The 18,483-nt window shown below is 62.2% G+C and carries 21 protein-coding genes; 8 read left to right on the top strand and 13 right to left on the bottom strand.

Features of this window, described 5'->3' with window-relative positions; genetic code table 11:
* Window positions 1–113: 113 nt before the first annotated feature.
* From AC1DEK_RS11230 to AC1DEK_RS11220, 3 genes are read left to right on the top strand one after another with little or no spacing between them, the layout of a single operon-like run.
* Complete coding sequence (locus AC1DEK_RS11230) at window positions 114–851, top strand: response regulator transcription factor (protein WP_478125315.1); 738 nt, start codon at window positions 114–116, stop codon at window positions 849–851.
* A gap of 45 nt (window positions 852–896) precedes the next feature.
* Window positions 897–2,255, top strand: coding sequence for an alpha/beta fold hydrolase (locus AC1DEK_RS11225; RefSeq protein ID WP_478125314.1), 1,359 nt, complete (start codon window positions 897–899; stop codon window positions 2,253–2,255).
* Between the two features lie 18 nt (window positions 2,256–2,273).
* Window positions 2,274–3,065: an SDR family NAD(P)-dependent oxidoreductase gene (locus tag AC1DEK_RS11220; RefSeq protein ID WP_478125313.1), complete on the top strand. Its 792-nt coding sequence runs from the start codon at window positions 2,274–2,276 to the stop codon at window positions 3,063–3,065.
* Between the two features lie 3 nt (window positions 3,066–3,068).
* Here the strand turns inward: AC1DEK_RS11220 and AC1DEK_RS11215 are convergent, their stop codons facing one another.
* The gene (locus tag AC1DEK_RS11215; RefSeq protein WP_478125312.1) at window positions 3,069–3,500 is read right to left on the bottom strand and encodes a glycine zipper 2TM domain-containing protein; all 432 of its coding nucleotides are present in this window, start codon (window positions 3,498–3,500) and stop codon (window positions 3,069–3,071) included.
* Window positions 3,501–3,598: 98 nt separating this feature from the next.
* Window positions 3,599–4,474 carry an RNA polymerase sigma-70 factor gene (locus AC1DEK_RS11210; protein WP_478125311.1) on the bottom strand — a complete coding sequence of 292 codons (876 nt, stop codon included), beginning with the start codon at window positions 4,472–4,474 and terminating at the stop codon, window positions 3,599–3,601.
* 128 nt (window positions 4,475–4,602) lie between these two features.
* Here AC1DEK_RS11210 and AC1DEK_RS11205 point away from each other — a divergent pair, with 128 nt between their 5' ends.
* Window positions 4,603–5,496 carry an SDR family oxidoreductase gene (locus AC1DEK_RS11205; protein WP_478125310.1) on the top strand — a complete coding sequence of 298 codons (894 nt, stop codon included), beginning with the start codon at window positions 4,603–4,605 and terminating at the stop codon, window positions 5,494–5,496.
* A complete protein-coding gene (locus AC1DEK_RS11200) occupies window positions 5,493–5,885 on the top strand; it encodes a nuclear transport factor 2 family protein (protein ID WP_478125309.1) in 393 nt (130 codons plus the stop codon). The genes AC1DEK_RS11205 and AC1DEK_RS11200 overlap by 4 nt, the downstream gene beginning before the upstream one ends.
* A gap of 17 nt (window positions 5,886–5,902) precedes the next feature.
* Here AC1DEK_RS11200 and AC1DEK_RS11195 read toward each other — a convergent pair whose 3' ends face one another.
* Complete coding sequence (locus AC1DEK_RS11195) at window positions 5,903–6,853, bottom strand: LysR family transcriptional regulator (protein WP_478125308.1); 951 nt, start codon at window positions 6,851–6,853, stop codon at window positions 5,903–5,905.
* 54 nt (window positions 6,854–6,907) lie between these two features.
* Here AC1DEK_RS11195 and AC1DEK_RS11190 point away from each other — a divergent pair, with 54 nt between their 5' ends.
* Window positions 6,908–7,345, top strand: coding sequence for a GlcG/HbpS family heme-binding protein (locus AC1DEK_RS11190; protein WP_478125307.1), 438 nt, complete (start codon window positions 6,908–6,910; stop codon window positions 7,343–7,345).
* A gap of 46 nt (window positions 7,346–7,391) precedes the next feature.
* Here the strand turns inward: AC1DEK_RS11190 and AC1DEK_RS11185 are convergent, their stop codons facing one another.
* Genes AC1DEK_RS11185 through AC1DEK_RS11160 form a run of 6 tightly spaced genes read right to left on the bottom strand, consistent with a single transcriptional unit; the run spans window position 7,392 to window position 13,487 of the window.
* Window positions 7,392–8,468, bottom strand: a complete 1,077-nt coding sequence (locus AC1DEK_RS11185) for a tartrate dehydrogenase (RefSeq protein ID WP_478125306.1) — start codon at window positions 8,466–8,468, stop codon at window positions 7,392–7,394.
* Window positions 8,469–8,492: 24 nt separating this feature from the next.
* Entirely contained in the window at window positions 8,493–9,455 is a 963-nt protein-coding gene (locus AC1DEK_RS11180) for a PDR/VanB family oxidoreductase (protein WP_478125305.1), read from the bottom strand.
* Entirely contained in the window at window positions 9,452–10,300 is an 849-nt protein-coding gene (locus tag AC1DEK_RS11175; RefSeq protein WP_478125304.1) for a fumarylacetoacetate hydrolase family protein, read from the bottom strand. The genes AC1DEK_RS11180 and AC1DEK_RS11175 overlap by 4 nt, the downstream gene beginning before the upstream one ends.
* A gap of 28 nt (window positions 10,301–10,328) precedes the next feature.
* Entirely contained in the window at window positions 10,329–11,312 is a 984-nt protein-coding gene (locus AC1DEK_RS11170) for a Bug family tripartite tricarboxylate transporter substrate binding protein (RefSeq protein WP_478125303.1), read from the bottom strand.
* Between the two features lie 24 nt (window positions 11,313–11,336).
* A complete protein-coding gene (locus AC1DEK_RS11165; protein WP_478125302.1) occupies window positions 11,337–12,671 on the bottom strand; it encodes a Rieske 2Fe-2S domain-containing protein in 1,335 nt (444 codons plus the stop codon).
* Window positions 12,672–12,680: 9 nt separating this feature from the next.
* Window positions 12,681–13,487, bottom strand: a complete 807-nt coding sequence (locus tag AC1DEK_RS11160; protein ID WP_478125301.1) for a hydroxypyruvate isomerase family protein — start codon at window positions 13,485–13,487, stop codon at window positions 12,681–12,683.
* 87 nt (window positions 13,488–13,574) lie between these two features.
* Between AC1DEK_RS11160 and AC1DEK_RS11155 the strand changes: the two genes are divergently transcribed.
* Window positions 13,575–14,480, top strand: a complete 906-nt coding sequence (locus AC1DEK_RS11155; RefSeq protein WP_478125300.1) for a LysR substrate-binding domain-containing protein — start codon at window positions 13,575–13,577, stop codon at window positions 14,478–14,480.
* An 85-nt stretch (window positions 14,481–14,565) separates the two neighbouring features.
* On the opposite strand, the gene AC1DEK_RS11150 is transcribed toward AC1DEK_RS11155, so the two are convergent.
* On the bottom strand, window positions 14,566–14,952 hold the full coding sequence (locus AC1DEK_RS11150; protein WP_478125299.1) for a carboxymuconolactone decarboxylase family protein: 387 nt from the start codon (window positions 14,950–14,952) through the stop codon (window positions 14,566–14,568).
* 162 nt (window positions 14,953–15,114) lie between these two features.
* On the opposite strand from AC1DEK_RS11150, the gene AC1DEK_RS11145 reads away from it, so the two are divergent.
* Window positions 15,115–15,984 (top strand): LysR family transcriptional regulator, encoded by an 870-nt coding sequence (locus AC1DEK_RS11145; protein ID WP_478125298.1) that lies wholly within the window; start codon window positions 15,115–15,117, stop codon window positions 15,982–15,984.
* A 54-nt stretch (window positions 15,985–16,038) separates the two neighbouring features.
* Here AC1DEK_RS11145 and AC1DEK_RS11140 read toward each other — a convergent pair whose 3' ends face one another.
* The 3 genes from AC1DEK_RS11140 to AC1DEK_RS11130 form a co-directional block, all read right to left on the bottom strand.
* Window positions 16,039–16,476, bottom strand: a complete 438-nt coding sequence (locus AC1DEK_RS11140) for a VOC family protein (protein ID WP_478125297.1) — start codon at window positions 16,474–16,476, stop codon at window positions 16,039–16,041.
* Between the two features lie 63 nt (window positions 16,477–16,539).
* On the bottom strand, window positions 16,540–17,127 hold the full coding sequence (locus AC1DEK_RS11135; protein ID WP_478125296.1) for a hypothetical protein: 588 nt from the start codon (window positions 17,125–17,127) through the stop codon (window positions 16,540–16,542).
* Between the two features lie 81 nt (window positions 17,128–17,208).
* A complete protein-coding gene (locus tag AC1DEK_RS11130) occupies window positions 17,209–17,559 on the bottom strand; it encodes a hypothetical protein (RefSeq protein WP_478125295.1) in 351 nt (116 codons plus the stop codon).
* Between the last annotated feature and the right edge of the window lie 924 nt (window positions 17,560–18,483).

Here is an 18,483-nt window from a genome sequence, read left to right as displayed (position 1 = left end):
TCTTGCAGAGACTTCTCACGACTTCACTGGTCACCGCCGGCTCTTGCGACCATTCTTCGGACTCAGCAGAGCGCGCCAATGCATGGAGCGGCTTGATCAAAGGAGTCATGCGGATGAACAGAAAAATCTTCGTCGATGTTTCGCACGTCGATCCCGTCGTCGCGGTCGGCTTGAGCGGTGCGTTGCACTTGCAGGCTGACTTCAGCGTTTCGGAACGCAGTCCAGACGAGCCTCGCCGAACGGAATCGGCGCACGTGGTGGTCACGGACTATGACGCCGGCCTCGAGCTCGTCACGGGCCTGCATCAGAGGTCCACCGGAGCCGCCCCGCTTCCAGCCGTGCTCGTGGTGACACAGCGGCAAAAGGAATGGGAAATACGCCGCGCATTGCAGGCGGGGGTGCGGGGATACCTGTTGATCGGATGCGCCATCGATGAGCTGAACACCGCGGTGCGATCGCTCAGCACCGGCGTGCGCCATATCGGCGCCGTCGCAGCACGCCGCCTCGCCGACAGCGTTGCGCGGGAAGCCATGACCTCCCGTGAGGAAGAGGTGCTTCGGCTCCTTGTCGAGGGACTTGGCAACAAGGTCATCGCACGGGAAATGGGCATCGGGGTCGGCACGGTGAAGTCTCACCTGCGCTCGATCTACGGAAAGCTCGACGCGACCAGCCGAACCGAAGCAGTGACGGTGGCAGAACGCCGGGGACTGCTCGATCGCGCGGCGCAGCCGGCGCCGGCGACGCAGGCCATCGGGCGCGTGATCAGGCCGCTGGCAACCGTTCCTCGCCATCTGCCTGGCACGGGCACGAGCCCCCGGGTTTTCGCCGGATGGGCGGCGGCGGGCTCATAGGCGGCGAGGCACCGATCAACCAACCACACAACCTGGAGAAATAGCATGCGACTCAAACCCAAAGAGCATCTGTCACCTTTCCATTGGATTCGTTGGGGCCTTTTGCTTCTGCTCACGCTCACGGGCTATGCCCTCCCCGTCTCGGCGGCAGTCCAACCTTACCCAAAGACCTTCCGGATGCAGCAGATGGCCGTCAGTGGCGGCACGCAGTACGTGCGGGTCGGTGGCACCGGCCCCGCCGTCGTGCTCCTGCATGGCTTCGGGGACACTGGCGACATGTGGCAGCCGCTTGCGGTCGCACTCGCCAAGACGCATACGGTCGTCGTGCCCGATCTTCGTGGCATGGGGCTGTCATCGCACCCCGAGGACGGTTACACGAAGGCATCCCAGGCTCGCGACCTGATCGGGATGCTCGATCGTCTTCAGATCGGCGACTTCACGCTCGTGACTCATGACATCGGCAACATGGTGGGCTACGCCGTCGCTGCGCAGAATCCCGCGCGCGTGAATGCGTGGGCCATCATGGACGCGCCGCTGCCAGGCATGGGAAGCTGGGACAAGCAACTGACCAATCCCAAGGTCTGGCACTTCAACTTCCGCGGGCCAGACGTCGAACGCCTCGTCGCGGGCCGCGAACGCATCCTGCTGGACAGGTTCTACAACGAGCTTTCAGCGAATCCCGCGGGCATCGACGAACAGACACGCCGCCACTACGCAAACCTCTATGCGAGACCGGGGGCCATCCACAACGCATTCGGCGGCCAGTTCGCCGCATTCGCGACTGACGCAACGGACAACCAGGCACAGTTCGCCAAGACGGGAAAGTTGACGATGCCTGTCCTGGCGATTGGCGGCGATCACTCTTACGGCGCATCGATGGCGCCAGAGCTGGAAAGCGTGGCAACGAATGTGCGAGGCGCCGTCATCGCCAACTCCGGCCACTGGATCATGGAAGAGCAGCCGGAGCAGGCGCTCGCAATCCTCATCCCCTTCATTGAATCGGCACCCGTGCGGACAGCGCAGGTGCGGCTCACGTCGAAGGACATCGATGGATTGCCCGCCTCCACCGCGGGAACCGGGACATCGGGTGTCGCCGGCGTCTCCACACGGCTCTTGTATGGCGATCCGGCCAAGCCCGGCCTGTACAGTGTCGAACTGTCGGTGGCCCCCAACACGGTGATCGAGGCTCACCGCCACCGGGACGCACGTACCGCCACCGTCGTCTCAGGACTTTGGCATTTCGGCTATGGCGCTGCCAACGACGCGGCTTCCGAAGTGTCCTTGCCCGCGGGCAGCTTCTATACGGAGCCCGGGGGCGTCGCGCATTTCGCCACCACGGGTCCGGAGGGCGCGGTGGTCGTGATCACTGGATATGGGCCCTCCGACACCACCTACGAAAAGTAGGCTCAAAGGATGTAAATCATGGACATGCAACTCACAGGCAAGCTCGCACTGGTGTCCGGCAGCACCGCGGGCATCGGCCACGCCATCGCCGCCGGCCTCGCTGCGGAAGGCGCGCGCGTCATCGTGAACGGGCGAACGCAGGCGGCCGTCGATGAAGCTGTCGGCCGCATCGTCGCGGGAGATGGAGGCTCGGTTCAGGGCTTCGCCGGCGATCTGAGCAAGCGAGCCATCGCCGAAGACCTCGTGGGCAAGTTCCCCGGCATCGAGATCCTGGTGAACAACCTGGGCATCTTCGAACCCAAGCCCTTCGAGGACATTCCGGACGAAGACTGGATCCGCTTTTTCGACGTCAACGTGCTCAGCGGCGTTCGTCTGGCTCGCCTTTGCCTGCCGGCCATGCGAAAGGCCGACTGGGGCCGGATCATCTTCATCTCCAGCGAAAGCGCCGTGCAGATTCCGGCCGAGATGATTCACTACGGCATGACGAAGACCGCCCAGCTCGCGGTTGCCCGAGGCTTGGCCGAATCCCTCGCCGGCACCCGGATCACGGTGAACAGCGTTCTGCCCGGCCCCACCAAGTCCCGAGGCGTCGACGACTTCGTGGGCGCACTCGCCAAAGCCGGCAACCAGACCTTCGAAGAATTCGAGAAGGACTTCTTCGAGAAGGCGCGGCCCACCTCGTTGATCAAGCGCTTCGAGACGACGGCCGAGATCGCGTCCATGGTCACTTACATCGCGAGCCCGCTTTCATCCGGGACGACGGGCGCTGCGCTCAGGGTGGATGGGGGCTGCACGAAGAGCGTGGTGTGAGCGTCAGTTCCTCAGGATCGTGTTTCCCTTGACCGTCACCGGCTGGCCGACGGCAAACGAAATGCCGGAGTCAATCGTGCGCAGCGACCCGTCCTGCATCCGAACGTTGACCCTGAAGACAGTGTGCGTGTTGCGGTTTCTTTCGACCGCGTTGCCGGCCATGGCACCACCGGCGGCGCCTGCAACGGTGGCGAGCGTCCGCCCCCTGCCGCTGCCGACCTGATTGCCGACCACGCCGCCCACCACGCCACCGGCCACCGCGCCGAGCCCGGAGGCGGATGCGGAGGCCTGCACAGGGCTTACCGATTCGACGGTGCCACAGACGGAGCAGGTGCCTGCAGTGGTCTGGCCATGCGCCAAGCTCGCCATGCTGGCCATTGCCGCGAGCAGGCAGGCGGCTGCCCATCGCCCTTGGAAACTGAAACTCGATGCCATGAATCCTCCGTTCATCTTCAATGTCAATGCGTTGCCGTCCGGAATCCTGCACCAGGGTCGCCACGCACGCAAGCGCATCGAAGAGGAGCGAAGTGGACTCACGTCAACTCGGCCGCCTCACGCATCTTTGCGGGATTCGCCACGATGCTGATTGACGCGATCCGGTCATCGTTCGTCTCGAACGCCAGCACCGAATGCAGTGTGCCGTTGAAGAACCGAAGCAGCCCCAGTTCGCCATTGACGCGCACCGGACGATAGTCGAGGCGCGCGTCATGGGCGGAAGCTTGACGGGCAATCACGTGGAAGAGCCGGGCGATGCGTTCTGCGCCTTGCAAGGGCTTCAGCACGACGCGTGCCTTGCCGCCACCGTCTGCCACAACCTGGGCGTCGCTGGAGAGCAGCGCAACGATGCGCCCGACGTCGCCGCTCGTCGTCGCCGACACGAACTGCTCCACCAGCCAGCGATGCTGCGCGGGCGATGCTCCAAAGCGTCCGCGCGGTTCGCCCAAGCGTTGCCTCGCCCGATACATCAACTGGCGGCATGCGCCCTCGCTGCGTTGAAGGGCCTCGGCGATCTCGGTGTAGTTGAAGTCGAACACCTCGTGAAGCAGGAATGAAGCGCGTTCATCCGGGCTCAACCGCTCGAGGGTCAACAGAAAGGCGATGGACAAGTGCTGTGCCTTCTCCAGTTCGGTCTCTGGCGAGGCGAGGTCCGCCACGATCGGCTCCGTCAGCCACGGCCCGACGTAGGACTCGCGTTCCACTTTCAAGGTCCGCAGGCGATCGATGCACCAGCGCGTCGCCACGCTCACCAGCCACGCTTCCGGCGAGCGCACGCTGCTGGTTTCGGCTTCGAGCCACTTGAGGTAGACCTCCTGCACGGCGTCTTCCGCCTCCTGCCGTGTTCCCAACATCCGATAAGCGATACCGAACAGGCGCGGCCGCAGGTTCAAGAAAGCTTGGGTATCCGCCATCGCGTGACAAGTGAGAAGCGAGAAGTGAGAACAGTCGTGGGAGGCGAACCGGCACACGGTGGTGACGAAACCGGACCCTCAAACGTCTTGTATAGCGAGTCGATCAACCATTGACGTTGGAAGGAAATATGCTTGAACACACCAGCACAGATGAACAACGCGTTCTCGTCACAGGCGGTACCGGGCATCTCGGTCGCGACATCGTGGGCCAACTGCTGGCCCGGGGCAAACGGGTGCGAGTCCTGGCCAGGCTGCCGGGCCGCGACGCGCGCGTCGAATGGGCCCGCGGCGACCTCGCCACCGGGGCCGGCCTGAGCGAAGCGCTTGAAGGCGTGACCACGGTCATCAACGCTGCAACCTTCTCCCCGATCGCCCAGCGCGGCCGGATCCGGCTGGTGGACCTCTTCGCCACGCCTTCAGCGGTGGACGTGGACGGAACGGGCCGGCTGCTGCGCGAATGCCGCAACGCCAGGGTGCAGCATTTTCTGCACGTGTCCATCGTCGGGCTCAGCGAGGCTGCTTCGCTGCCTTACAGCAAGGTAAAACTGCAAGGCGAAACGCTGGTCCGAGAATCGGATGTTTCCTGGTCCGTGGTGCGCGCCGGACCGTTCTACTACCTGCTTGCACGTCTCTTCGCCAGCATGCGGTGGATGCCTTGGTGGATCCTCCCAAACGTTGTCGTCGATGCGGTGGACACCGCCGATGTCGCGTCGTATCTCGTCGATTGCGTCGGCGACGGCAGGCGCGGTATGCGTGACGAGATCGGCGGGCCCGCAGCACTGCCGCTCCCGGTTCTTGCCCGCCAGTATCTGCAAGCGCGCCGCCTGAAGAAGCGCGTGATCGGCTTCGATGTCGCTCCACAGACGGCGGTCCGGCTGGGCTTTGCCGAAGCGCACGGCCGCAAGGGGACCACCGCCTGGCATGAATGGCTCGCCGCCAACATCGACGAACCCAAAGGCACCGTCAGGCGTGTGGCAAAGCCTGCAACCGCATTCACTCACGATGAAAGGGGCGCAAATTGACTGCTACCAACCCACTCGACGCGTGGCATCGCATGGTCGTTACGCAAGACCCGAGCGGTCTGCGAGATCTGCTCGCCGATGACGTGGTGTTCCACTCTCCCATCGTTCACTCGCCGCAACGCGGCAGGGAACTTGCAGCGCGTTACCTGGAGGCCGCGCTGCACGCTTTCTTCAATCCGACCTTCCACGTCGTTCGCAAGCTCTTCGGCGACAGGGATGCGATGCTTGAGTTCGAGAGCGGCATCGACGGCGTGACCGTCAACGCGGTGGACATCGTCAGATGGAATGACGCCGGCCAGATCGTCGACTTCAAGGTGATGGTCAGGCCACTGAAGGCCATCGGCGTGGTGCAGCAGAAGATGACCGCGAGGCTCGAGGCAGGCAAGTGAGACTTGCCGCGCATGCTTCAAACCAGCGCCGCGGAACTCTCCTGGATCAGTTGCCCAAGCAGGTCCACCATCAACCTGACACGCGGCGAACGACGAACGTCGGGGTGCACGACGCACCATATCTCTCGCAGCAAGGGGCGCTCCAGGCCTGGTGGGCCTGGTGGGCGTGGCACTTCGATCAGGCCGTTGTCCGGCCTTGCGATGAAAGTGGGGAGCATCGCAAGCCCCATGCCGGCTCGGCACGCCTGGTGGACCGCCGCAAGATCGTTGCTTCGCAGGACGAAGGGTCGGTCCCCGGCAATGCGCGCAAGCAACTGCTGGTGAGGCACTTCGCTCATCGGCTCGCCATAGCCAATGAAGGTCCATTCCGACTCGGCCCGGGCGAGCCACGCCGGCGTCGCATAGAGCCGAAAGCTCAATTCTCCCAACTTGCGTGCGGCCAAGCCGGGTTCGTCAGGCCGCATGAAGCGAAGCGAAACGTCGGCTTCGCGCCGGTGGAGATTGGCCGTTCGAGCCTCGCCGACGAGATCCAGCTCGATCCCCTTCCAGCGGTCGGCGCAGCGTGACAGGTGAGGCACGAGGAACTGGCTCGCGAACACCGGCGGGGCGGATATCCGGACTGTTCCTTCAAGGCTCGTGGCCGCCGCGGCTGCCCGGGTGAACGCCAAGGCTTCGTGCTCCAGACGCTCCGCCGGAGCGATGAGCGCTTCGCCTTCGCTCGTCAACGTCCAGCTCCTCTGAAGCCGGTCGAACAAGCGCACGCCGAGACTCGCCTCCAGTGCACCGACACGCCGCGCGACCGTGGAGTGCTCGACATTCAATGTTCGCGCGGCGCCGGACAAGCTCCCTTCGCGAGCCACCGCCAGGAAGAAGCGAACGTCGTCCAATGCAGACGCCGTCTGCGCCGAGGAAATGCGTTGATCGGGTGATTTGTGCACAGCAGATGCGAAGGAATAGGGAATAGGCATGAGGTCGTCCCGTCCCTAGCATCGCGCGCTTCATTCACTTGCACGGATCTCGACATGACCTCGGTTTCACACATCATTCCATACGGCCCGCCCCTGTCGCTCGACACTGCGCGGATGATCGCCGCCGCCGCAGAGGCCGAAGCGAAGGCCAACGGCTGGCCCATGGTCATTGCGGTCATGGACAGCGGCGCCAATCTCGTCGTCTTGCACAAGATGGATCAAGCCCAGACCGGCAGCGTCACCATTGCGCAGGCAAAGGCGGAAAGCGCCGTGCGCTTCAAGCGCCCGACCAAGGTGTTCGAGGAAGCATTGACCGCCGGCGGCATCAATCTCAGGCTATTGGCTACGCAGGGTGCATGCCCGCTCGAAGGCGGACTGCCGCTGATGTCGGGAGGCCAGTTGGTGGGAGCGATCGGTGTTTCCGGCATGCAGTCGACGCAAGACGCGCAGGTTGCCGACGCAGGGGCCAAGGCGATGGCGGACGCTGGTTGATTCGCCAGGCGCTGGAGCAGCCGGTCGCCTTCTGCACCGCCTGTTCTTAGATCAACGCCGCAATCGCTTGTCCGAGTTCCTTGGTGCTCGCGTTGCCTCCAAGATCTGCCGTGCGTGGTCCTTCACGAAGTACATGCTCGATAGCACTCAGGATCGCGTCGTGTGCTTCACGCTCGCCGAGGAAATCCAGCATCAAAGCGGCCGACCAGATCATCGCGATCGGATTGGCTACGCCCTTTCCGTAAATGTCCGGAGCGGAGCCGTGCACAGGTTCGAAAAGAGAGGGAAAGCTTCGCTCGGGATTCAGGTTGGCTGACGGTGCCAGGCCGATGGTGCCAGTGCACGCGGGCCCCAGGTCCGAAAGGATGTCGCCGAACAAGTTGCTTGCCACAACCACATCGAATCGCTGCGGCTGCAGCACGAAGCGCGCAGTGAGGATGTCGATGTGCTGTTTGTCGACCTGAACCTCCGGGTAGTCCGCCCCGACTGCATCGGCGCGGCCGTCCCACCACGGCATGCTGATTGCGATCCCGTTGCTCTTGGTAGCCACGGTCAGCCGCTTGCGAGGCCGTGACTGGGCCAGTTCGTAGGCATACCTGAGCACACGGTCGGCTCCAAAGCGGCTCATCACGGTCTCCTGAACCACGATTTCGCGCTCGGTGCCGGCATACATCACACCGCCGAGGTTGGTGTACTCGCCCTCCGTGTTCTCGCGCACGATGTAGATGTCGATATCGCCTACCTTGCGGCCGGCCAGAGGGCACGGCACACCATCGAACAATCGTGCCGGTCGGAGATTGATGTATTGATCGAACTCACGTCGGAACTTCAGAAGAGACCCCCACAACGAGACGTGGTCCGGAACCGTATCGGGCCAGCCGACAGCACCGAACAGGATGGCATCCTGCGTTTCGAGCTGGGCTTTCCAGTCGGGCGGCATCATGTCGCCATGGCGCTGGTAGTAGTCGCAGCTGGCCCATTCGATGTGCGTGAACTGCAGATCGAGGTCGAACCGGCTCGCAATCTTTTCGAGCACGCGATGACCCTCGGGCATCACTTCCCTGCCGATGCCGTCACCGGGGATGCTGGCGATCTTGAGCGTTCTGCGGTGAGTCTTGGTCATGGGCGAGTCTCTCGAATCCGGAAATCAAAGGTCAAGGGTCAAGCTGTCGCTGCACGCACGCGAGCAGCACGGAAGAAACTGGTTGTTCAGGGTTCGCTCCTCGGGAGTGAGAAACATGTCCCGATGATCTGGAACGCCTTCGAGTACGTCCGTCAGGCACGTGCCGCATACGCCCTGCTCGCAGGATGTCGGCACGACGATTCCGATCCGGGCAAGCGCGCTCAAGGCGGTCTCAGTGGCGGCGACTGTCACGCGCTTTCCTGTTCGCGCAGCCAGGATTTCAAATGCCGCTTTCTTGCTGTTGTCCGGTGCAGCGACCGGCTGGAAGTGCTCGAAATGCACCCGGTCCTCGCCCCACCCCAAGTCGCGGGCCGTATCGAGAACATGCTTCATGAAGCCACTCGGTCCGCATACATACAGATGCGCACCGTCAGGCGCCTCGCTCAAGGCTGCACGGCAGTCGAACTTCGTCCCGGCTTCGTCATCGAGGTGCAAGGACACCGAGCTTGAAAACGGTGCGCCTAGAAGCTCTTCGGCAAACGCCATTCTGGCTCGCGATCGCGCGCAATAGTGCAAGGCGAACCGCGACCCCGCAGCCGCAAGCTCGGCCGACATGGCCATGAGCGGCGTGATGCCGATGCCGCCCGCAATCAGAAGAGCAAAGGGCGAAGGCTGCAATTGAAAGTGGTTTCGAGGGGCGCTGATCTTGAAGCATTGGCCCTCGTTCAAACGCTCGTGCACCTTGATCGAACCACCGCGAGAATCGATTGCGCGCAGCACAGCGATCTTGTATTTGAAGCGCTCGGACGGGTGGTTGAGCAGAGAGTACTGCCGCACCAGTCCGTCCAGGTGCACGTCGATATGCGCACCTGGCTCGAACGGCGGAAGCGCGCCACCCGAGGGGCGCTCCAGTTCGAGCGCACAGATGTCCTCGGCAACCAGGTTCCGTCGCGCGACGCGAACATCCAGAAGCGACGAGTTGCTCATTCCGCTTGCACAGGGTTGATCAACGTGCCAACGCCCTCGACCTCGACCTCCACGCGGTCACCCGGCCGCATGAACAGGGGCGGCTGGCGTTTGAAGCCGACGCCTCCGGGTGTGCCCGTGACAATGACGTCACCCGGCTCCAGCGCGGTAAAGGTCGAGATGTAGCTGATCAGCCGCGGAATCGGAAAGATCAGTTGTGCGGTTGTCGCGTGCTGCACCACCGTTCCGTTCAGGCGGGTGGTCAGACTGAGCTCCTGACCGTCGCCGATTTCGCCGCGCGTCACGAGCCATGGGCCGAACGCGCCAGTGTCAGGAAAGTTCTTTCCGGGAGTCCATTGCGTCGTGTGCGATTGCCAGTCGCGAATCGAACCGTCGTTGTAGGGCGCGTAGCCCGCCACGTGCTTCCAAGCCGCGCTCTCATCGATCCGTCGGCCGCCCTTGCCGATGACAACGGCGATCTCTCCTTCGTAGTCGAGCGAAGTCGACTCTCTGGGGAGGACGATCGGCTGCTGGTGCCCGAGTTGCGACGAGGTCACGCGCAGGAATACCGTTGGTTGCGTGGTCGTCTCCCGTTTGGCTTCGATTCGGTGCTCGTCGTAGTTCAAACCTATGCAGAAGATTCGAGGCGCATCGGGAACCACAGGCAGGTACTCGATTTGATCGAGAGGGATGGTCGCGGGGCGGGATCTCGCGAGGTCCTCGATCTCACTCAGGCTCATCTTGGCCAGGGCGCTTCGAAGCGTCGGAAAGCGCCCGTTCGCAGCTGCCTGCAGGTCGACGATACGCTGGTCGAAGATGGCACCCCAGCTCGAGGCGCCTCCATGGAAATAGCTCAGAAGCTTCATATGAACTCGGTTGGACTTGCTGATTGCGTCAATCGACGGTGATGCCTGCCGACTTCACGATCTTTCCCCACTTGTCGTATTCGGAGAGAAAGAAGCGCTTGAATTGATCGGGCGTTCCACCCGCCACGGAGGCGCCTTGAGACGAGAGGACGTCGCGAAGGTCTTTCTCCTTCAGCGCCGCTTTCGTCGCGTTGGAAAGGGTGTCGATGATGGGCTGAGGCGTGTTCGCTGGCGCAAGCAATCCGAACCATGTGCCCGCCTCGAACCCTTCGATGCCCGCCTCTTGCATGGTCGGGACCTGTGGGAATTGGGGCGAACGCTCTGTGGACGTGATCGCGACTGCGCGCAGCTTTCCAGCCTTCACCAACGGCGCCGAAGTCGAGAAGACGTCGAACATGACATCGATCTGGCCGGCCACCAAGTCCACCAATGCGGGTCCGCTTCCCTTGTAAGGCACGTGGACCATGTCGACGTGGGCGAGACTCTTGAAGTATTCGCCTGCGAGGTGCGCCGCACTGCCGTTGCCAAACGAGCCGTACGTCACCTTGCCCGGGTGAGCCTTGGCCTCCCGCACCAGGTCGTCGACCTTGGTGATCTTCAGCGCGGGGTTCACGACCAGCAGAAGCGGTTGGGTTGCCACCAGCGTGATCGGCTCGAAACCCTTCACGGGCTCGTACGCGAGTCTGGGGTAGGTATGGGGGGTCACCGTGAGGGGCCCGGCCGCGCTGAACAGCAGCGTGTAGCCGTCCGCCGGAGCCTTTGCCACGTATTCGTGTCCGATGCTTCCTCCGGCACCAGCCCGGTTCTCGACCACGATGGGCTGTCCGAGCCGCTCGGTCAGCGACTTCGCCAGCAGGCGCGCGGTCGCATCGGTCGAGCCGCCGGCGGCGTACGGAACAATCAGCTTGATGGGCTTGGCCGGGTAGTTCTGGGCGAATGCGCCAGTTGCTCCGATCAAGGCGCAGGCGGCAAGCGCCAAGGCACGCCGCCAGCGGAAATAGGTCGAAATCATCGTGGAGTCTCCTGTCGATTCTGTTTACTTCGCGGTCGCGAGATTGCCGGCCGCCTTTTCGGGGGCGATCCGCCCGACTGGGTCGCCAAAGCGCTCCAGCATGACTTGCTCGAAGGACACGCCTTCCGAGGCAAACCAGCTGCCCGAACGCAGCCTGTAGGCCTCATGGTTCATCGGAGCCTTGGGCTCGATCCCCGCTGCAAGCGCCTTGGCCGCAGTCAGGATCGTTCGGCGGAATCGCACCACTGCGGCGTCCGAGGCGGAAAGATGCTCCTGCGTCCGGTCCGCGATCCGCCCTTGACTGTCCTGGATCATGGCGTCCTGCTCAGCAACCCCGCGAACACCCGTGAAGCTGATGTGCTTTTGTTGGTGCCGGTCGATCAGGTATTCGTTCGATCGATTTCGGATCGGGATGAAATTCGCATCGACCTCCGCAACAACGCCATGTCCGCCGCCGAACTTGCTGACCTCGTCCTCTGTGAGCGGCCGGTCGGGATTCCAGGCATAGGTGTAGATCCAGCAGTTCTCATCGTCGATCGGCACCCAGGTGTAACCGAAGTGAGTTTCGCCCGGCAGCGTTGAAGGTGTGGTGCTGTGTGAAGGCACCGCGTACTGCGCGCTGCGCCAGTAGCGAACACCGTCGTCGGCGCGTCGAGCTCCTCCGACCACGAAGCCAACCTCGTGCTCGAGGATGGAAAACTTCGGCAATGGGTCCTCGCGTATCCAGCGCAGGCGCTTCTCGTCCGCTGGCGCATCCGGATTCGAGTTGGAGGGAACGCCCGGCGCCGGCATATGCAGGAACGAGAAGTGGGAGGTGTCCAACGCACCTTCAATGGACTGTGCCCAGTTGCACTCCTGGAGCTTCTTCGTCACGAACCGGTGCGAGGCCGGCAACGCACCAAATTCAAGGCGCGGCACTTCCGGCAGCGTTCTCTCCCAAGGATCGGGACCCATGTAGGCCCAGACGATGTCACCGTATTCGCGCGTCGGATAGGCCTTCAGGCGGAGAGACTCGTGATAGCTCGCGTCAGGAGGCACATTCGGAAGCTCGATCGGTCGGCCCTGCACATCAAACTGCCAGCCGTGGAACACGCAGCGAATGGCGCAGTTCTCGTTGCGGCCAAAGTACAGGTCGGCACCACGGTGCGGGCATTTGGAGGCAACAAGGCCCACCACCCCGTCACTGTTTCGAAAGGCCACCAGACGCTCACCCATGATGTTGACGCGCATTGGCGCACCATCGCGCTCGGGCAACTCACGCGAAAGCGCAATGGGCTGCCAGAAGCGACGGAAGAACTGTCCCATCGGCGTGTCTGCGCCAGTGCGGGTCAGCATCTCGTTGTCGGAAGCACTCAGCATGTTTGTCTCCTATGCGGTTGCGATGGAATGCCGGGGGTCTCGAATGCCGTATGGCGCACCCCAGGCGATCGTGTCCAGGGTCTCGCGCGAGGGTGCGTACTCGCAGCCGACCCAGCCCTTCCAACCCAGCTCTTCAATGAGGTCGAAGAGGTACGGGAAATGGATCTCGCCCGTACCGGGCTCGTGCCGCCCAGGCACGTTCCCGACCTGGATATGTCCGATGTAGGGCCAGGCCGCGCGCATCCGGTCGGCAATGGACCCCTCCTCCATCTGGATGTGGAAGGTGTCGAAGCAAAGCTTCACGTTGGCACGCCCAAGGGTCTTGACGACTTCGACGCCCTCGTCGATGCGGTGGTACAGGAAATCGGGAAACCGGGCGCGACAGCACGGCTCGAGGATCAGCGTCAAGCCGTGCGAGCCCGCTTGGTCCGCCGCCCAGGCGATGTTCTCCAGGAACAAGTCCATGCAGCGCACCCGATCCAGTTCGGGGCCCATGTTGCCCGGCATGACATGGATCATCGGCCCGCCCACCTGCGTCGCGTAGTCGATCGCAGCATGAATGCTGGACCTGAAATCCTTCTCTCTGCCAGGCAGCGCGGCAAGCCCGCGCTCTCCGCCGTTCCAGTCGAAAGGCGAGAGGATCTGAACCATCGAAAGCCCGTTGGCGCCAAGGCGCGCGGCGATTTCCCGCGCCGGATATTCGTACGGAAAGGCGACTTCGACGCCCTTGAATCCAGCCTTCGCCGCAGACTCGTACCGTTCGAGCATCGGCACTTCCGTGAACAGCCAGCGCAGATTGGGATCGAATCGCAACATCGTGAGGTCTCCTTGTTGCGGCCAATCGTAGGATTGCCTTATTGTTGAGGCAAGCCAGCAATTTTTAGCGGGCGTTGAGTTTTTCTCATGAATATTGGCAACGTTTCATTGCGCCAGGTCCGCGCATTCGTCGCTGTGGCGGACGCTGGAGGATTTGCTGCCGCCGCACGCAAGCTGCACCTCACGCCTTCGGCGCTGAGTCTCCTCATCAAGGAGCTCGAGTCAAACATCGAAGTGCGCCTCTTTGACCGGAGCACACGCACTACGGAGCTGTCGATCGCGGGCACCGAGTTCTATCCGCTAGCCCGCAAGGTGCTGACTGACCTTGAGCAGGCGCTGGTCAGCACCCAGGACTTGCAGCAAAAGCGGCGAGGGACGGTGCGCGTCGCATGCACTCCGCTCTATGCTGCCGCCACCCTTCCTGAAGTGCTCCGTCGATACCGGGAGAGATTTCCGGCGGTGACGGTTTACGTCCTCGACTCATTGAACCAGCAAGCGCTCGCGCGTGTAGCCAGTGGCGAGGCCGATTTCGGAGTCGCCCCTCAGCGGCAGGCCGCACCCGAGCTCATGCAGCAAAGCCTCATGCAGGATCGGGTGTGGATGGTCTGTCGACCCGACCATCCTCTTGCTGTGCACAAGCGGGTGAATTGGGCGCAGACCCTCAAGTACCCTTTTGTGAGCCTCACACCTGACTTCACCCGGCGCTTGCAAGCGGACTTGTTCCAGCACTCTTCCGCACTGGTGCTCAATCCAGCCCTGGAAGTGTCATTCATCACCACTGCGCTGGGGATGGTTCAAAGCGGATTCGGGATCACGGCTCAGCCTAGTCGCTCCCTTTCGCTGCTGCCCGCATTCGGCCTCGTCGCGCGTCCCCTGATTTCCCCAGTGGTGGATCGCCACTTGTCTCTCTTTTTCCTGAAAGGCAGAGACCTTTCGCCCGCGGCGGACAGCCTTCGTACATTTCTACTGGAGAACCTGGGTGAGCCGGCATGACCAGGCCCGCACGGAGAGGTCGTCGTCCCACAAGTCCGCAGACATGCGGGAGTCCGGCGTGAGCGTCGTTCATGACGGTGTGACTTCAGGTCAGTGGAAGCTCAATTTCAGCTTCTGCGAAAACTTCGCGCACGACAGACAGCCCGTTGAGCGCTGCCGGAAATCCCGCGTAGACCGCCATCTGCATCACAACTTCGACGATTTCTGCAGGCTTGCAGCCAACGTGCAATGCTGCATGCACATGCACACGGAGTTGGGGCTGCACATGACCCAGTGCGCACAGCGCCGCGACCGTCGCCAGCTCACGTTCGCGCAAGCCCAGGCCTTCTCGTGCGTAGATGTCGCCGAACGGAAATTCGAGCACATAGCGCGCGAAATCCGGAAATGACTTTGCGAGCGTCTGAACCGCATCCAGGCCCGCTGGGCCATCCACTGCGGTCAGCATGCGTGAACCGCGTTCGTACCGGTTCATTGCGCACCTCCTCTTTGATGTCGCCGAAAATTGTCAGTTGCTGTGGCATGGCGGAAAAACATCATGAAGTCCTCTGAAAAAATTGATGACGTTCACTCTAGAGGTGACGCCGGGAACGTGGAATGACCAAGTTCGTGATACCTTTTTGATATGTCGAGTCTTTTGGATTCCCGTGCACTGGCGCTATTCCTTGCCGTCGCAGACGCACTGAGCTTTCGCCAGGCAGCTGAGACGCTTCACCTCTCCCAGCCGCCGCTGAGTCGGGCGATTCGCGAGCTCGAGGAACGATTGGGAATTCGGCTTTTCGACCGGACCACGAAGGGCGTCAACCTCACGGACGCCGGGCAGAGACTGCTGCCCTATGCGCGCAAAATCGGGAGGTTGCTCCGCGAGGCAGAAGCGGAGCTCGCGACTCAGAACTTGCCGGCAATCCTGAGGCTTGGCCTTACTAGCGCAGCGGAGCCGACCTGGTTCCGTGGACTGGCAGAACGAATTCAAGCAACTCACCCGGGAACTGTCGTATCAATCCTGTCCGATACCTCACCGCGGCTCGTACGCCGTCTTCATGGTGGGAAACTCGATGCGGCCTTCGTCGCATTGCCTACAGATGTGCAGGGGTTGAATGTCTTGGAATTCGACCGCCTTCCGATGGTGGTAGCGATGCAGTCTTCCAATCGCTTGGCCAAGCGAAAGGCGGTTCGTCTGGCAGACCTGGCGGGTGAATCGGTCTTCTGGTTTGAGCGGGCGCGACAGCCCGCTTTCTACGACCACTGCCAGAAGGTCTTCTCCCGGCATGGCTTCGCCCCCTCAAAGCTCAGGGAGCCTACGGACCATCACGTCTTGTTGGGTGAAGTGGCCAGCGGGCGTGGTGTGGCGCTACTGCCCAAGTCTTTCACTGGATTGAGACGGGCGGGCGTCGTCTACAGGTCTTTGGTCGAGGGCGAAGAACTGGCTGTCGGCATCGGGCTTGTTACGCGCGGGGACCGGCAAGGAATACGCGACATACTGACCGCAGCGGCCCTGGTTTGCTGACCCTCGCCACGGGACCAGGCGCTCGCGCAGGGACCCACTCTCTCGGGAGATCTGCTAGCCGAGTTGCTGCGCGAGCCCAATGAGAATGCCTTCGGGCCCGCGGATATAGCAGAGCCGATAAATGTCCTGATACTGGACGACTTCGCCGACGAGCGTCGCGCCGCGGCCAACGAGCCGGGCCAGCGTATCGTCGATGTCCTCCACGGCGAACATGATGCGGAGGTAGCCGAGAGCGTTCACTGGGGCGCTGCGATGGTCTGCGACCAAAGACGGCGCGACGAAGCGGGACAACTCCAGCCGGCTATGGCCATCGGGCGTACGCATCATGGCAATCTCGACGCGCATACCGCGCAATCCAGTCACGCCATCTGCCCAGTCCCCTTCGATCGGGGCGCGCCCCTCAAGTTCGAGACCCAGTTCAATGAAGAACTCAACGGCCGCATCGAGGTCTTCCACGACGATGCCGAGGTTGTCCATGCGCTTGACCGTCATTCATGTCTCCTTGGGATCTAATCAGTTGCGTGCGAGGCTGCGGCCCTCCGAGATCGCCAGCGGCTAACAATTGCTCCTGTCATTCTTGAGTCGCCCTTGAAGGAACTTGCCAAGACCACCCTTAAGCTCGGTTCTTTCAAAGAGCCTGCCTTGGAATTGGAAATCTCGATCAATACGGATGATGAGCAACTGCTCAAAGTTTCCTTGACTCTTGACGAGTACACGATCGCTGCCCTTCTCAGGCGAGATGGTCTTCACCTCGACAAGCTTGCCCGCGATCGTGCCATCAGAGCCCGGCGAGTGCGTTGCGTGGCGGCGAAGCCCAAACTTGATCTCAGCGTAGATTTCTCCCAGTTCGCCCCAGACCTGCAAGTATCTGCCCGTGTTCTCGAAGTGGCGTGCCGCGCAGTCGACTAAGTCTTGGAAGATCTCTGTTTGCTCTAGGACGCTGAACGGAAAACCCTCTCTGCTCTGAAAAGGCTCAATTGAGTAGGCGTCATCTTCTGACTCATTTTCAAGTTGAGCGTCGATCCATTCGGTGCTTACGTACTCCCACTGCCAAGGAGCTACGCCAGAGCCGGCAGCATCGGCAATTTCCTCTGCGCTATAGCCACGCTCGTTCATTTCATAGAGAAAGTCCCAATCGCCCATGATTCCTCCCATGCTCAACCAGTTGTCGATAGCGCTCCGACGCGCCTGAGCCGCCAACGTCCGGAGTTGGCCCAACGTGTGTCACTCGATGTACCGGATGAATCCCGGCCCCGGCGCTCTCTCCGGCACTTCGTCAAGCTTCCGCGCGTTTGCGTAGAAGATGTCGAACCGAGGAGCGTTGCTCCAGATCTCATATGGAGGCGCGCTTTGCGCAACGGCCACGATGTCAGCCTCCCAGGCCATCTCGTAGCTTTCGGACGAGCCGCCTTGCAAGGCCTTGAAAGCAACCACGATTGTGCTGACGGTCTTTTGCCGGTCTTTGGAGAACGGCTGGCAGAACGCTATGCCTGCATTCGTCTCCACCCATTGCCCTTCCCATTCATAACGCTGTGGCAGGTTTTCTGGTTGGCGCGTGAATAGGGCTAGTTTCATAGGTATTCGTGCAATGAGAAGGTCTGAAGATCAAGAGTTCGTCGGCAATTTTTTGATGACTCTGCATTGCGGATTCTGCCGACTAAGTAGTACCGGAGCAAAAGTTCGACCAACGCTCGCGCGCGAAAGCGCAATCCAAGGGGCCCGTCCCTGCGAGCAGCGTCTACGTCTTCGGCAGTTTGGCGCTCGCATCTCAACCGAATCTGTAGCTCGCGCGGCGCGACAACAGACTTCATCCACCACTTTTGAAGATGCCAATGACTCTGCGCTGAAGGCCGCGCAAGTGCCGCCGATATACTCCCCGCGATCACGTGAAGGCGTGATCGGGTTTAGCAGCCCATTGCCATCTTTGCGACGCAACTTCGGAGGCCATTCAATGGCACACCCCACTTGCGCGCTCGCGCGCTCTCCAGACGCACCCTCAACTCATCGCACCGGTCCGCCCACGCAAGCTGCGGCTGCCCTGGACAATTTGCAAGAGGCATATCACGCCGCCTCATGCCTGCGCTGTCTACTCGTGCAAGTGGAGAACGTGCGCGAAAGCCATCGCTGCTTCACCCGCACCGAACTGGCTGCATTGCATGCAGTCGTAGATTCGGAAGTCGAACGCCGGTGGCAGATCGTCCACACGGCGGCCCATTCCACACCAGCCCCATCGTGATCCATGCGCAGCCTCTCACCATCAGCGACGGAGAGACAGCGCCAGAGACGCCCAGACCCGCCGAACACCCAAAGAGCCCGGTATGCTGTGCGGGCTGTGCGACCCTTCTGCGCCGCCGAAGCGCGCAGACTCAGGCGGATCAGGGCCGCGTGTGTCTGAGCGCAGCGAGTTTCACGCGGACCCCGCCTGAGTCGAGCACTGCAGGGAAGCCCGAAGGGCCGGCGCAGCGGGGTCGCACAGCCCGCACCGCATACCGGGCGGCC

It is taken from the genome of Variovorax sp. 10N420 (assembly GCF_056394705.1).
This window is presented reverse-complemented; position numbering and strand designations above follow the sequence as displayed.